The organism is Polaromonas sp. P4_F9 (assembly GCF_056401235.1).
In genome coordinates this window covers 70270-83962 of sequence record NZ_JBFUJT010000019.1, presented here as the reverse complement: position 1 = coordinate 83962, position 13693 = coordinate 70270, and the positions used below count along the sequence as shown (strand labels likewise).

Sequence of the window (13693 nt, the reverse complement as noted above, 5' to 3'; positions counted from 1 at the left end):
GAGATGTTAGCAAATACAGGGGCCGGGCAGTCGGGCGGTCGGGCAGAACGTCAGGAGGAAGCGTTGCGGACTTTTCCCGCAACTTCTTCGATTTTCGCGGGCACGAGCCGGCGCAGTGACAACCAGGCCGCCAGCCCGCCGAGCACAAGGCCCCCTGCGACGTCCACCGCCACGTGCTGGCGGACTGCCAGTGTCGAATAAATGATACCGATACACCAGGCCCAGTTGAGCAGGAGTATCCACAGCGGTCCACCGAAGCGACGAAGCAGGCGATGCAGCCAGAAACCCGAAAAGAACGCGGTGGCGACGTGCAGGGAAGGGCAGGCATTGCCCGAGGCATCGATATTTTTGAGAAGGCCCATATCAGGATACCGGGTCCAGTCGATATCGGGCGTGGGTGCGGCCGTGGGCCAGAAATAAAAAATGGACAAACCGGCCATGCACATCAGCGCCATGGCGGCGCCATACCGGTAGAGTTCGCGCCGGTTTGCAAAAAAGGCCGGCAGTATGGAAACATAGACCCACAGCGACACATACAGCGGCAAGGCCAGCGGTTCAAAGCGAATCAGGTGATCCAGCCCGGTGACAGGCATCACCGTCGTTGCGTAGGCAGGGTTCCTGAGCAGGTAGAAGTAAGCGCAAAAAAACAGGCTGATGAAAATCGTCGTGCCGATGCTTTTCAGATACAGGTGCTTGGGAATCACCGCGGCTGCCTGACGGTACCAGGCGGTCTTTGGATTGCTTGGACTGTTGTCGATCACGGCGCGTACTCCACCGGGCAGCTGTTGCCTGGCCACCCTCCGGGCAAGCCGGCTTGACGCAGGCTTGCTGGCCGGCAACAGCGGGTGGTCATGACAAGGCCTGGCGCAAGGTGACAACACGCAGGCCGGCGGCTGCAGCGGCGTCGAGCACGGCGGGCAGCACCTCAAGAATGATCGGGACACCCCGGGATGTGCGCGCGGCATGGCCATCGTGCAGCAGCAGGATGGCGCCCGCCCGCAGGCCGCGCAGCAGGCTGCTTTTCACGCGCTCGGCATCGTCGATGCGGGTGTCGAAACCCCGCGCGGACCAGCTGGCGAGCCTGAGCCCGAACCGGGCCAGTACCGGCTCCAGAAAGGGGTTGCGCAAGCCGGCCGGGGCACGGAAGAACAAGGGGCGCTGGCCGCAGATCCGGGTGAGCGTCTCTTGCGCGGCGTGCAGTTCCCGCGCCAGGCCGCGCGGGCCCATCAGGGAAAAATAATGGCGGTGATGCTGGCTGTGGTTTTCGACGGCATGTCCGCGGCTGACGATTTCGCGGCACAGGTCCGGGTAGCGCGCGGCCAGTTCACCGATGCAGAAAAAAGTGGCCTGCACCGCATGGCGATCCAGCAGGTCCAGTACTTGCGGGGTGACGACGGGGTCGGGGCCATCATCGATGGTCAGGGCGATTTCATTTCTGGCCGTGGCGGCGGCGGGCAGCCGTGTCCAGTTCGGCCCCAGCCAGTGGCTGCGCGGCCACAGGCCAGCGCCGGCAATCAGCAGGTGATTGGCCACCACGGCGGCCAGCGCCCAGGGCCACAGCCCGGGTACGGTGACGACGGCGGCCAGTGCCAGCCCATGCAGCGCAAGGGATGCGCGGATCAGCGGCGTGGAGTGCCAGCGCGGATCAGGCACGGGATGGTCTCGCAAAAATCGCTGCATACACCAGCGCCAGGATGACGCCCGGTGCCACGGTGACGCCCATGGCGTGCAGTATGGATACCTTGGAAAAAGCCAGCAGCCCAAAACCTGCAACGGTGGTGAGGTTGGCCAGCAGCATCGAGGCAAGGGTGCGGTGGGAGATCGGCTCCAGCGGCTCGGGCCGGTCAAAAAACAGCGCGTAGTTGGAGCCCACGGCTACCACCAGCAGCAGGCCCACCAGATGCAAAATGCTCAGTTGCTGGCCAAACAGGGCCAGCCCCGCGGTGACTGTAACCACAGCGGCGGCCAGGGGGGCGATGGTGCGCAGCACGCGCTGCGGCGAGCGGAACACCACCAGCAGCAGCCCGACAATGGCGACCAGCCCGCCCAGCGAGAGCAGCGTGGCTTCATGCAGGTAGCCCGAATACAGCCGGTCGGATTCGGCTTTCATGTCGACAAACAGCACGTTCGGCAGGCCCGTGGCGCCTAGGGCGGCGCGAATCTTCCCGGCGTTGATGCCGGCGCCTTCAGGGGCCTTGAGCGGTAGCAAGGCCGTCCAGCCGCGGTCTTGCCGGAGCAGCAAGGCATCTACCGCCATGGCCATGGAGGTCCGCTCCAGGTCGCCCGCCTGCAGCAAGGGCCTGCTGCGGGTGGCTTCAACGTCGGCAAGAAATGGCGTGAACAGTTGCGCGCGCACCGGCAGCCCCTGAACGGCCTCTGCCAGGCGCACCTGCAGCGGGCCGGGCGGGGGCAGGCTGGCCTGGCGGGCGCGTTGGGTCGCGGCGCTCGGGAGATAGCGGCTGGGGCTTTCAAATCCGGCGAGTTCGCCCTGATCGACCTGCGCCTGCAGCAGCGTAGCCACCTGCTCGGAATAATGCAGCACGGATTCCCGGCTGGTGCCGGACACCACCACCAGGTAACGCACATCAGGCGCGCCCATGTCGGCACGCAGGCGCTCGTCCAGCGCCACCTCGGCTTGCGACACCGGGCTCAACGAGGAAATCTTCTCATTGAGCAAGGTGGCGCGCTGGCTCACGAGGACGGCGCAGGCGCCCAGCAAGAGGATGGCCGCCGGCCAGCGCAGTGCCCCGGCGCGCAGGGTCAAGCGGCTCAGCACGCGGCCTATGGCCGATACATCATGGATGCGAAACTTTGCCGGCAGCAGGTGAGGCAGCACAAAGCGGGTCATGATGGCCGCCGCGACCAGGCCGGCAATCGCATACAGGCCAAGTTGCGCCAGACCCGGAAAGCCCGACAGCAGCAGCGATGCAAAGCCGAATATCGAGGTCAGCACGCCGAGCCGCACAGTGGGCCAGAAGCGCTTGACCCAGTTTTGCGGGTCGGCACCGGCCTGTTCGGATTGCACAAAGAGGTAGATCGAATAGTCCACCGCCTCGCCGATCAGCGCAGTGCCGAATCCCAGGGTAATGCCGTGCACCGTCCCAAAGCCCAGGCTCACGGCCGCAATACCTGCCAGCACACCGCTGAGGACGGGTAAAAAACCCAATGCCAGCGCTGTCAGGGAGCGGTAAACCAGCAATAACAGCGTGGCAATGAGCACGACGCTGATCAGGGACAGGCGGCTGACCTGGCTCTGGATGGTTTCGCGGGAGGTCACTGAAAACACGCCGGGGCCGCTCATCACCAGCCGGGCGGCGGGGCTGGCCTGGGGTGCCGCGTCAAACGCCTGCCGGATGGCGGCCATGGCGCGCTGCTGGGCATCGGTGTCGGAGCCTGCCGCACGCGTTTGCAGCAGCATCAGGGCGCGTGCACCGTCGCGTGAAGCCCAGGCGCCGTCGACCAATGGCGGGCGTTTGCCGCTGTCGAGTTCGCCGAGCAGCTGCACCATTTCGCCGGTCGGGTCGCGGGGCAGCAAGGACTTCATCAGCAAGCCGGCGGGCGAGGCCAGCAGGTCTATGCTTTCGCCCAGGGCTGCATGCAGGCCTTCCGCGCTGAAGCGTTCAGGCGTCACGGCGGAGCTGAGCAGGTAGCGGTTGTTGAACAGGTAGGCGCGGTCGCGCTCGGTGTTGACGGGCTCGCCGTTGTTGACGGAGATAAAAGCAGGATCGGTGCGCAGGCGCTGGGCGACCTCTTTGGAAAGCCTGGCGCGGGTGGGAGCGTCCGCACCTTCGATGCCCACCAGAATCAGACGCGAGGCCAGGCCCTCACGCAGTTGATCCATCAGCAGTTGCTGCTCGGCCGTGGGATTGCGCGGCAAAAATGCCGACAGGTCGGTGGTGATGGTGGTCCGGCTGATGATGGCGCCGCAGGCCAGTAAAAATGCCAGCCAGATCCAGACCGGCAAGAACTGGCGCCGGAACAACCTTGCCATCATGGCGCGGCCAGCTTGTCGATGAGCATCACCGAGCGATCCTTGTCGGTCTGCTCGATTTCAATCGACTTCACCTCGGCACGGCTGCCGGCAATGCGGATGCGCTGCACCACGTCCAGCATCTTTGTTTCGATCGGACGCAAGGTCAGCGTCCAACGCTCCTCGCTGCCTTCCAGGTCCAGGTTGTAGATGCGTTTGAGCGCGACCGTGTCGCCGGCCAGGGTGCCGCGTATGCTTTCGGTGAATGCGGCCAGTTCGGGATGCTCCTGCAGGCTCAGCACCATGCGGCGCTTGCCGCGTTCGACGGTGAGGTTGCCGCCTTCAATCAGCAGCGACTCGGGCTTGGGCTTGAGCGTGCGTTTTTCCAGCCGGTCGGGCGCGGTGTAGAGCAGCTCGCCGGATGATTCCACCGGCTTGTCGAGCAGCGCGATGTATTTGGTTTCGACAAAGCTGGCGCGGCCCGACTTGTTCTGGGCCAGCCCCTGCATCAGCTGCGCCACATCCCAGGCGGCGAGGGCCGGTGCGCAGCACAGGCCCAGCAGCAGGCCGACCCCGGCCAGAAGGACCTTCAGGCCTGGCACGGGCCTGATCATCGGGGATTGCGTTTCTGGCATTTCAAGCGTTTGAATCATGGGGGGAAACCGGGTTTGCGGCGGGCAACGGATTGTCCGCCTGCCAGAAGTCAAAAAAGTTGAACCAGTTGTACGGCGCCGTGCGGCAATGCTGCTCCAGCAGCAGCGCGTAACGTGCCATCGCGGCCTGCACCGCGGCCTCGCGTCCGCCCGCGGCAATGCTGGAAAAATCGGCCAGCGTTTCAAAGTGGATATCGTAGCGATTGCCGCCACGGTACAGCCCGACCATGAAAAACACCGGACGCCGCAAGATGGCCGCCATCCGGAACGGCCCCACGGGAAACTCGGCGGGCTCGCCAAGAAACGGTATGGGACGGGTCGCGTCACGGTTCAGGCGGCGGTCGGCGAGCATGCCGACAACGCTGCCGGCCGACAGCAGGTCGTTGACCCGGAGCATCGAATCGGCATGGCCCAGCGGGACGATGTCCTGCTGCGCCGCCGGGTTGATGGCGCTCAGGGCTGCGTTGAGTTTGCGCGCGTTTTCCTCGTACATCACCATGGCCACGCGCAGGCCGGGTTGCCGGCGACCGATAGCGCGCAGCACTTCAAAACTGCCGGCATGGGCGCCCATCAAAAACACGCCTTGATGCGCAGCGGTGAGTTCAGCCACCAGGTGTTCCTGGTGAACGCGGATGTCGAACAGGTTGAAGCGGTCGTTGATCAGGTAGATCCGGTCATGAATGGTCGAGGCAAAGCACAAAAAGTGCCGGAAAACATGGCGCCAGCCGACCCGGGCAGCACCGGGCAGCCCGAGCACGCGGCGCAGGTAATCCCGGGAGGCCCGGCGCGCCGCCGCGTCGGCAAGCAGAAAATAGGCAGCGATGCCGTAAAGCACAAAGCGGCCGGCACTGCGGCCCAAACGCAGCGAAATCCACGTCATCACGCGCAGCATCAGCATGTTGCTGGGCTCCGGGCGTTGCCGCCAGGCGGCTTGTGGCTTCGTCCCGTCGGGCGACCGGAGCGAGCCTTCTGGTAGGTGGCCCGGCGAGGGGTTCATGGAGCGGTCCCGAAGACAAAAGTGCCGCTCGCCACCGGGCGTTGGCCGCAGGCGATCTCAAAACGGGTGGGGCCCTTGTCGGTGCGGGTGTAGGCGATGGTCAGCGTTTCGCCGGGCTGCACCGGGCTCAGGAATTTGGCCGAGGCAATCTGGCAATGCAGGGCCGCCCCGGCCGCCGGTTGCTCGCCCGGGGTCAGGCAGGCCTGCTCCACCGCATGCAGGGCCGCATCGAGCAGCACCACGCCCGGCACAATCGGCCTGCCCGGAAAGTGCCCGGGGAACGCCGGGTGATCGGCGGCAATAGTCAAGGTGGTTTCACCCCGCATGGTGGCCAGCTCCCCGGCCCGCAGGCACCTGATGCAGCCGGGCCAGCGCCTGGAGCGCTTCGCGCGGGAGTTTTCCGGTGCTGTTGCGCGGCAGGGAGTCCAGCAACACCAGGGGGCGCGGCAGGAAGACCGGGTCAATGCGCTCTTTCAGCGCAGCCTGCAGTTCGGCAGCCGACAGGCCGGGCGCCACCGCAAAGGCCATCAGGCGCACCACGGCGCCGTCGCTGCTGTCGTCGGGCATGAAAAAAGCGCCGTCCAGCACGCCGGGAATGCAGGTCAGTTGATGGTTCAGGTAGGCCAGCGAATTGCGCTTGCCGGCGATGTTGATCAGGTCGCCCAGGCGCCCATGCAGCAAAAAACGCCGGTCGTCGATCAGCTCGAGCACGTCGTGCATGGGCATGGCCTGCGCGACATGGCCCCCGCCAGCCCAGATGCGGTCGCCTCGCGGCGTCAGGCTGACGTCGGGGAACAGTTCCCACTCACGGGTCTGGGCGCTTCGCCGCGAGGCGATCTGGCCGGTTTCGGTGGAGCCGTAAATTTCAAATAGCGGGGCGGCAAAACGGCTTTCGCAGGTCTGCGCCAGTTGGGGCTCCAGGGGCGCGGTGGCCGACAAGAGCAGGTCCAACGCAGGCAGGTCAGCGTCTGAGGACATCAACACCCGCAAATGCACGGGCGTGGTGACAAGCAGCCGGGGGCGGGCGACGGCGCGGATGGCACTGACGATGTCGGCGGGGTAAAACGGGTGTCCGGCGTGGATGGCCGCGCCGCTTTGCAGCGGCAACAGCACCGTGGACTCAAAGCCGAACATATGCTGGGGCGGCACGGTGCCCACAATGCTGTAAGGGCGGTCTTCATCCAGGCCCAGGCCCAGCCGCAGCGCCTCGGCGCGCGCACCCTGCGCCAGCGCCCCCCAGGTCTTGCGGTGCGGCAGCGGCACGCCGGTCGAGCCCGAGGTGAACACATCGGCCACCGGCTGGTCGCCGGGCAGGTGCGGAATGTCGCAGGGCGCGTCAGCGTCGACCTCTGCCGGACCTTGTGCAAAGGCTTGCTGGTAAACAAAGCGCGGCAGGCTTATCTCATGAAAGGTGTCGGACAGGCAGAACACATCGGGTGCAATGGCCTGCATCTGGCGCATCATTTCCGGCGTATGGGTCGGTGGCAGCAGGCTGATTTTTTGGGACAGCAGCGCAGCGCCCAAGCCCACCGTGAAGTGATAGCGGTCGGTGCAGGCATTGAGCATGTGCTTGCCGGCTGGCAACGCGGCAGCCAGCTGCCGGACGTCGCCGAGAAACTGGCGCACGGTGATGCCCTGGCCGTCGCGCCAGGCGAGGATGTCGTCGGAACTGCGGTGGGTCAGGAGCGCAAAAGTGGGCATGGACAAAGGCGGCTTCTCAGGAACTTCTCAGGAAGATGGCGGCAGTCCGCCCGAGCTGGCCTGCCGGTAGGCGCGAATGGCCTCCAGCGGCCCGGCCCGGTCAGCGGGCGCCAGCAGGCACAGGCGTGCCGCATACTCCGCCGCAAACATCAGGACCAGCAATGGCAGGTTCAGCAGGTTGGCAAAGGCTGACCAGACGGCGACCGGCGCCAGCCAGAACAGCAGCAGTGACAGGGCCGTCATCGCGCCGAAATACAGCGTCCAGGCCCAGGTGACCTGGCGGGTGTAGCGCGCCAGCGCGGGTGACAGGTGGCCATGCACGATGGCAGCGAAACGCGACACCATCGGGACCTGGCCGGCGCGCAGCGTGCGGCCGAAGGCCAGGCCGAGCAAGGCTTGTATGCCTGCGTGCTGCAGCAGAAAAACCCAGTTGTAGTGCTGCACCAGCCAGTCCGCCATGCCGTAGAGGGTGGCCGAGCCCGCCAGGCACAGCAGCAGCATCCAGGGCCGCTGCGGCGAACGCCAGGCCAGCACCAGCGCCAGGCCAATCAGCGGCGCGATGGCCACGGCCGCATCAAGCAGGTCGGGGGTGGGGTCCGCCGCCGCCAGATGGGCGACGATGGAATAGGCGGCGCAGAAGGCGGCAATGGCCGCCCAGCGAGCGCTGCGCAGCAGTGTTGCCTTCAAACCGGGTTTCACTTCGTTCTTTGCAGCGCGATGTGTTCGCTCAGACTGCGCAGCGACTGGAAGATGGCGGTGTTGTCTTCATGGTCTGCGCGCAGCTGCAGGCCGTAGCGTTTGGACACCACCAGCGCGATCTCCAGGATGTCGATCGAATCGAGGCCCAGGCCGTCGCCATACAGCGCATCGTCGGGCTGGATGTCGGCGGCAGCTGTTTCGAGGTTGAGCGAGGAAACCACCAGTTCGGCGACTTCACGCATCAGTGCGGCATCGGCTGCAGGCGTGGTAGCTGGTTGTGAAGAAGATTCAGGCATCGAGGACATGGACATGGGTTTTCAGGATTTCTGGGTGACGCGCCGGGGGTGCCTGCACCAAGGTTCGGTTATGTTTTTATGTTTTGATGGTAACTGACATTCACTGCCTGTCATCAGCGGGGTCGCTGCAGGTGTACAGCCCTGCAGGGCGCCAGCCGCAGACGAAACAAGACGTAACCCGTGTGGCTGGTGAAAGGCGCAAAGGTGGCCAGGAACAAGCCGGGCTTTGCGCGGAATGCCTCCTATTATCCTATGGATGCGCCAGCGCGGCCGGCCCCAGCGTGAACGCGAAGGTCGTACGTTCGCCCGGCGTCGACTCGGCACGGATGCGCCCGCCATGGCGCTCGATCAGCCGCTTGACGATGGACAGGCCCACGCCGGTGCCGGCGAAATCTTCAGCGCGGTGCAGGCGCTGGAAAGGCGCGAACAGCTTGTCCGACTGGGCCGCATCGAACCCCACGCCGTTGTCGCGCACAAAAATTTCGGTGCCGTCCGGCCCCTCCTGCGTGCCGATCTCCACACGCGGCGGGCTTTGCCCGGCGGAAAACTTCAGCGCATTGCCGATCAGGTTGTTGAAGACCTGGCCCATCAGCGTCGGGTCGGCCTGCACCACGGGCAGCGGGCCGGCACTGATGTGGCTGTTCGGACAGGCCGGCGCCAGCTCGCGTACCAGCTTGCCCACCAGCTCGTTGAGATCGACCGGCCGGAAGGTCATCTCCACGCGCTCGGCGCGTGAGCACGCCAGGATGTCCTCGATCATGCGATCCATCATCGCCGCCCCGGCGATGATGCGGGCCAATTTGTGACGCCCGCTGTCGGACAGGGCGGATGCTTCCGAGCGTTCCAGCAGCATGGCAAAGCCGTTGACGGTGCGCAGCGGGCCACGCAGGTCGTGCGACACGCTGGCGCTGAAGGCTTCCAGGTCGCTGACGGTGCGCTCCAGCGCCGCCGTGCGTTCCTTGACCAGTGCTTCCAGGTGATGGCGGTGGAGGTCCAGTTCGGCGCTGATGCGGCTGCGCTCGGTGATGTCGCGCGAGATGCCGAAGACGCCGGTCACCTCGCCCGCCGTGTTGCGCAAGGGGCCCTTGGTCGTGAGGAAGGTGGACAGCCCGCGCGGAGTGGGGAGTTCCACCTCGTAGCTGACGGTGCGGCCCTGCGTCATGGCTCGCGCATCGCTGGCGGCCAGGCGGGCGGCTTCGGCGGGCGGAAACAGCGCGCGGTCGTCGTTGCCAATGATTTCTTCCATTGTTTTGCCCAAGGCCTCGCAACCCGCCTTGTTGCACAGCAGGTAGCGGCCTGCCCTGTCCTTGGCGAAAATCGAGTCGGTCGAGCCCTGTGCGATGGCATCCAGCAGTTGCAGCGCGCGCAATTTTTCTTCCTGGTGGGCGCGTTCGATGCGTGCAAACTGCAGAGCCTGACGCTCGCGGAACCAGTAGGCGCCCACCCCCATCGCGAGCAGCGCCAGCACCCCCGCAGCGGCGATCCACAGCGCGTTGCGCCACGCCTCGGCATAGGCCTCGTCGTGGTCGATCTTGGCCATCAGGAACCAGTCCGTGCCCGCTATCGGGCGGAGCACGCCCAGCACCGGCTGGCCCCGGAAATCCAGTGCGTCGACGGCCTGGCCGAGCGGCACATCGCCGCGTATGACCTTGGCCGCCAGCAGGTCGGGCGAGGACAGCGGCAAACGGGTTCTCGAATGGGGTTCGACCAGAAAGTCGCCTTCACGCCGTACCAGCACGGAGGTCGCAGTCCGGCTGGGCAGCGGCCATTCGCGCAGCGTCGGAAACAGAAAGTCACGGGGGTCAAGTCTCACCACCAGCGCCGCGCGCGCCGGCGTGCCGACGAGGTTGAATGGCGACACCACGTCGATCCGCGGTGCCGGCGGCGCGCCATCGTGCCCGTAGAGATCGGTGTACTGTGGTTTGCCGCTGTCAATGGCTCGCCGGGCCGCTTCGCGCAGGAGGGGCGACGCTTGCTGTTCCGCGTTGGGCGTGCCCGCGACGATCTGGCCTTGATCGTCCATCACCAGCACGCTGTGGCCTCCGCTGGCCTGGTGAAAATGGGACAAGCGGAACAACAGCCGGTCATGGGCAGCGGTTTCGCCCCCATCGCGCCAGCGCAAGTAGAGTTCGACCATCGGGCTGTGGCCGGCGAACTCTGCCCGACCGATACGCTCCTGCAGCCAGGTTGTGACCTGGCCGGCGCGCAGGGTGGCCATGGCCTCGATGCGGGCGGCCTCGCGTTCACGGTACTGGTCGTAGCTTTCAGCAATAGTCCATGCCGTCAGCGCCACGACGGCGGCCATCAAGAGCGATAAGGGCCAAAACAACGCCCGAACGCCTGCGACCGCGGCGCGGGTCGGCGCAGGCGTCTGGACTGGGCTGTCGTTGGCCATATTCAGGTCCTCCGAACCCACCCGGGCAGCTCGACTGCTTACCGGGAGGGCACCTTACTGGCATCGAACCCGCAGCAGCGCTGTCGTGGTTCCGGGGTCATTCTAGTCCGCGGCTTTACATTCGGGCAAGCACGGCCGCGTCAGGTATGGCGCCGTTTTTTCGTCGGTGCTGGCCGCTTCGGGCGGTGTTGCGGGCCGGATTCTTCGTGGTGTGGCTGCAAGAGGCCTCACCGGGGGGGGGCTCTCAGAGCTTGGGGCCGGCGGCAGGTATTTTTCGCGCACGGGTGAGGGTTCGCGCAGGCGCCGGTGTGGCACCGGTATCTGCTGCCGGGGCCGGTTCGGCCTCTTCTTCGGCCCCATCCACGGCCGGGCGGTCGCCGGAGCGCTCGACAGCGTGTGCGACCTGCATCTTCTGGGCGGCGCCGGCAAACTTGCTGTACTTGGCCAGCGTGGCCACCATCTGGCCGTAAATGCGCGGGTTGCCGGCCAGGCATTCGCCATGGTCCATGAAGTCGGCTTCGCCGGTCAGGTTGCCGATCAGGCCGCCGGCTTCGGTGACGAGCAACGAACCAGCCGCCACGTCCCAGGGTTTGAGGCCGGTTTCAAAGAAGCCGTCGCTGTAGCCGGCCGCGACATAGGCCAGGTCGAGCGCCGCCGCGCCGGGGCGGCGTACGCCGGCGCACTGGCTCATGATTTCGCCCAGCATGTTGAGATAGGTTTTGAGCTTGTCGCCGGGACGGTAGGGAAAACCGGTGCCGATCAGGCACTCCTGCAGCCGGGTGCGCTTGGCCACGCGGATGCGGCGGTCATTGAGGTAGGCGCCACGGCCCCGGGTGGCGCAAAACAGGTCGTTGCGGGTGGGGTCGTAGACCACCGCCTGCTCGATCTTGCCCTTGACGGCCAGCGCGATGCTGACGCAGTACACGGGAAAACCGTGGATGAAGTTGGTGGTGCCGTCCAGCGGGTCGATGATCCACACGAATTCGGAGTCTTTGGCGCCATGCTCGCTGCCCGATTCTTCGGCCAGGATGCCGTGGCCGGGGTAGGCCGTCAGCAGGGTTTCGATGATCGCGGCTTCAGCGGCCTGGTCGACTTCAGTGACGAAATCGTTGGTCTGCTTGACCGAGACGCGAACGGCTTCGACATCAAGGGCGGCGCGGTTGATGATGGCGCCGGCGGCGCGCGCAGCCTTGATGGCCACGTTGAGCATGGGGTGTAGATTGCTGGACATAAAGGGTAAGAAAGAGCGGGCAGAAAGCTGCGACCAGGACTGCGGCCCGGTAACCGGGGCAGGCGACAATATCCCCATTTTACCGGCATCGCCCGAATAGCCCCTGAAACAGGACGGCGACAGCCGTCCCATTGCAACATTTACCGATGAAAACCCGTTTTGTCCTGATCAACACCAGCCACGCCGGTAATGTGGGCGCTGCGGCGCGCGCCATGAAGGTCATGGGCTTTGACGACCTGGTGCTGGTGGCGCCCCGCTGGGCGAACGTACTGAACCGTGAAGAAACCATCCAGCGGGCCAGCGGCGCGCTCGACGTCCTGAAAAACGCCCGGATTGTGGCCACGCTGGATGAGGCGCTCGATGGCATGTCGCACCTGTGCGCCACCGCCATGACACCGCGCGACTTTGGCCCGCCGACCCGTGCGCCGCGCGAGCACTTCAGTAAATTGCTATCAAACGATGAGCCTTCGTCGTCCGAAAATAAAGGTCTGCAACCCGATTCGGTGGCCTTCCTGTTTGGCTCTGAGCGGTTTGGCATGCAAAACGACGATGTGTACCGCTGCCATGTGGCCCTGAGCATTCCGACAGACCCGAAGTTCGGCTCGCTCAACCTGGGCGCCGCGGTGCAGTTGATCGCCTATGACTGGCGCCAGGCGCTGGGGGGCTTTGCCGTGCAGCCGGCCACGCCTGAGTCCAAACTGGCGGACGCCGCCGAGGTGGCCGGCATGCTCGGGCACTGGGAAAAAGCGCTCACCGACATTGGTTTTCTGGACCCGGCCTCACCCAAGAAACTGATGCCGCGACTGAACCAGCTGTTCAACCGGGCGCAGCTCAGCCCCGAGGAGATCCACATCCTGCGCGGCGTGGCCAAGGCCATGTCGAGGACGGCGAATAAAGCTGTGCCGTCCGCGGTCAAAACGCCTGCGCCAGCAGACACGCTGGACCACCAGTAGACTCGGAGCCATGTTTTCCAGACTCCGCTCCGACATCCAGTGCATCCTCGACCGCGACCCCGCCGCCCGTACGGCCTGGGAAGCGCTGACCTGCTACCCGGGCCTGCATGCCCTGGTGCTGCATCGCCGCGCGCACTGGTGCTGGAACCACGGCTTCAAATGGCTGGGCCGCTTCATCTCGCATTTTTCGCGCTGGGTGACCGGCATTGAGATCCACCCGGGCGCCAAAATCGGCGAGCGCGTGTTTTTTGACCACGCCATGGGCGTGGTCGTGGGAGAAACCGCCGAAATCGGCGACGGCTGCACGATTTATCAGGGTGTGACGCTGGGCGGCACCTCGCTCTACAAGGGCACCAAGCGGCATCCGACCCTGGGCAAGGACGTGGTGGTCAGCGCCGGCGCCAAGGTGCTGGGCGGTTTCCTGGTCGGCGACGGCGCCAAGATCGGCAGCAACGCGGTGGTGATCAAGCCCGTGCCCGCCGGGGCCACGGCCGTGGGCATCCCGGCGCGCATCATTCCGTCCAAAACCGGTGAAAGCGCTGACGTCACGACGACCCCATTTTCGGCCTACGGCATCACGCTGGAAGACGACCCGCTGTCGCAGGCCATGCACGGCCTGATCGACAATGCGGCGGGGCAGGAGCACCAGATCTCGATGCTCTGGCAGGCGATTGAAAAGCTTTCCGGGCCTCAGGCCACCAGCACCCGGGAGTGTGTACCCAAGGATGCCGCACTGCACGAGACCTTTGAAGCCGACAAGTTGAACCAGCTGGTGGGCAAATAAGCCCAGGACAACCG

11 protein-coding genes and 1 pseudogene are annotated in these 13693 nt (G+C 65.5%); 2 read left to right on the top strand and 10 right to left on the bottom strand.

Going from position 1 to position 13693, the window contains the following annotated elements; translation table 11 throughout:
* Positions 1 to 50: 50 nt before the first annotated feature.
* The 10 genes and pseudogenes from AC1DUB_RS17540 to AC1DUB_RS17495 form a co-directional block, all read right to left on the bottom strand.
* Entirely contained in the window at positions 51 to 761 is a 711-nt protein-coding gene (locus AC1DUB_RS17540) for a phosphatase PAP2 family protein (protein ID WP_477730602.1), read from the bottom strand.
* 88 nt (positions 762 to 849) lie between these two features.
* Positions 850 to 1680: a polysaccharide deacetylase family protein gene (locus AC1DUB_RS17535; RefSeq protein ID WP_477730601.1), complete on the bottom strand. Its 831-nt coding sequence runs from the start codon at positions 1678 to 1680 to the stop codon at positions 850 to 852.
* The gene (locus AC1DUB_RS17530; RefSeq protein WP_477730600.1) at positions 1646 to 3994 is read right to left on the bottom strand and encodes an MMPL family transporter; all 2349 of its coding nucleotides are present in this window, start codon (positions 3992 to 3994) and stop codon (positions 1646 to 1648) included. The genes AC1DUB_RS17535 and AC1DUB_RS17530 overlap by 35 nt, the downstream gene beginning before the upstream one ends.
* The gene (locus tag AC1DUB_RS17525) at positions 3991 to 4584 is read right to left on the bottom strand and encodes a LolA-related protein (RefSeq protein WP_477730599.1); all 594 of its coding nucleotides are present in this window, start codon (positions 4582 to 4584) and stop codon (positions 3991 to 3993) included. Before AC1DUB_RS17525 ends, AC1DUB_RS17530 begins: the two co-directional genes overlap by 4 nt.
* 22 nt (positions 4585 to 4606) lie before the next feature.
* Positions 4607 to 5521 carry an LpxL/LpxP family acyltransferase gene (locus AC1DUB_RS17520; protein WP_477730618.1) on the bottom strand — a complete coding sequence of 305 codons (915 nt, stop codon included), beginning with the start codon at positions 5519 to 5521 and terminating at the stop codon, positions 4607 to 4609.
* A 95-nt stretch (positions 5522 to 5616) separates the two neighbouring features.
* Positions 5617 to 7321 (bottom strand): annotated as a pseudogene (locus AC1DUB_RS17515) (AMP-binding protein).
* 27 nt (positions 7322 to 7348) lie between these two features.
* Positions 7349 to 8020, bottom strand: a complete 672-nt coding sequence (locus AC1DUB_RS17510) for a COG4648 family protein (RefSeq protein WP_477730598.1) — start codon at positions 8018 to 8020, stop codon at positions 7349 to 7351.
* Positions 8017 to 8331, bottom strand: a complete 315-nt coding sequence (locus tag AC1DUB_RS17505) for a phosphopantetheine-binding protein (protein ID WP_477718584.1) — start codon at positions 8329 to 8331, stop codon at positions 8017 to 8019. Before AC1DUB_RS17505 ends, AC1DUB_RS17510 begins: the two co-directional genes overlap by 4 nt.
* A 235-nt stretch (positions 8332 to 8566) precedes the next feature.
* Positions 8567 to 10711 carry a sensor histidine kinase gene (locus AC1DUB_RS17500; protein WP_477730597.1) on the bottom strand — a complete coding sequence of 715 codons (2145 nt, stop codon included), beginning with the start codon at positions 10709 to 10711 and terminating at the stop codon, positions 8567 to 8569.
* Between the two features lie 244 nt (positions 10712 to 10955).
* On the bottom strand, positions 10956 to 11942 hold the full coding sequence (locus AC1DUB_RS17495) for an inositol monophosphatase family protein (protein ID WP_477730596.1): 987 nt from the start codon (positions 11940 to 11942) through the stop codon (positions 10956 to 10958).
* 146 nt (positions 11943 to 12088) lie between these two features.
* Here AC1DUB_RS17495 and AC1DUB_RS17490 point away from each other — a divergent pair, with 146 nt between their 5' ends.
* A complete protein-coding gene (locus AC1DUB_RS17490) occupies positions 12089 to 12895 on the top strand; it encodes an RNA methyltransferase (RefSeq protein WP_477730595.1) in 807 nt (268 codons plus the stop codon).
* 10 nt (positions 12896 to 12905) lie between these two features.
* Positions 12906 to 13679, top strand: coding sequence for a serine O-acetyltransferase (gene cysE / locus AC1DUB_RS17485; RefSeq protein WP_477730594.1), 774 nt, complete (start codon positions 12906 to 12908; stop codon positions 13677 to 13679).
* Positions 13680 to 13693: the final 14 nt, after the last annotated feature.

Coding starts and splice junctions, on each gene's coding strand:
- AC1DUB_RS17535 (WP_477730601.1), bottom strand. CDS start 1,680: ATGCAGCGATTTTTGCGAGACCATCCCGTGCCTGATCCGCGCTGGCAC.
- AC1DUB_RS17530 (WP_477730600.1), bottom strand. CDS start 3,994: ATGATGGCAAGGTTGTTCCGGCGCCAGTTCTTGCCGGTCTGGATCTGG.
- AC1DUB_RS17525 (WP_477730599.1), bottom strand. CDS start 4,584: ATGATCAGGCCCGTGCCAGGCCTGAAGGTCCTTCTGGCCGGGGTCGGC.
- AC1DUB_RS17520 (WP_477730618.1), bottom strand. CDS start 5,521: ATGCTGATGCTGCGCGTGATGACGTGGATTTCGCTGCGTTTGGGCCGC.
- AC1DUB_RS17505 (WP_477718584.1), bottom strand. CDS start 8,331: ATGTCCATGTCCTCGATGCCTGAATCTTCTTCACAACCAGCTACCACG.
- AC1DUB_RS17500 (WP_477730597.1), bottom strand. CDS start 10,711: ATGGCCAACGACAGCCCAGTCCAGACGCCTGCGCCGACCCGCGCCGCG.
- AC1DUB_RS17495 (WP_477730596.1), bottom strand. CDS start 11,942: ATGTCCAGCAATCTACACCCCATGCTCAACGTGGCCATCAAGGCTGCG.
- AC1DUB_RS17490 (WP_477730595.1), top strand. CDS start 12,089: ATGAAAACCCGTTTTGTCCTGATCAACACCAGCCACGCCGGTAATGTG.
- cysE (WP_477730594.1), top strand. CDS start 12,906: ATGTTTTCCAGACTCCGCTCCGACATCCAGTGCATCCTCGACCGCGAC.